Source organism: Chryseobacterium sp. SIMBA_028, assembly GCF_046535285.1.
In the GTDB taxonomy this organism is placed as follows: Bacteria; Bacteroidota; Bacteroidia; order Flavobacteriales; family Weeksellaceae; genus Chryseobacterium.
Window position 1 is genome coordinate 1 of sequence record NZ_JAWRWZ010000714.1, and the last position, 244, is coordinate 244.

General features: G+C 58.2%; 1 protein-coding gene. It reads right to left on the minus strand.

Annotated elements, in window-relative coordinates; all coding sequences use genetic code 11:
• Window positions 1–244, minus strand: a 244-nt coding sequence (locus SCA31_RS25110; protein ID WP_410699657.1) for a hypothetical protein, incomplete at both ends; no start/stop codon positions are given.

Below are 244 nucleotides of genomic sequence, written 5' to 3' on the forward strand. Positions count from 1 at the left end.
GAACGGCTTGAACTTGGAGAAGGTCTTGATGACCGTCACCATTTCCTTCAAGGCACCTTTACTGCCCTTTTCAAGCTCCGTCGCAACCACGGGACTGAGACCGAATCCGATGTACGAATGCGCGTACTCCAGCGGCTCGTCATCGTTTTGGCCGGTATGGATGCGGAGGAGGTCGATGTTCCGCACCCGGCCCTCCACGATGGCGTCCTCGAGTGGCTTGGTTCCCGTGATCCGGCTGTGATCG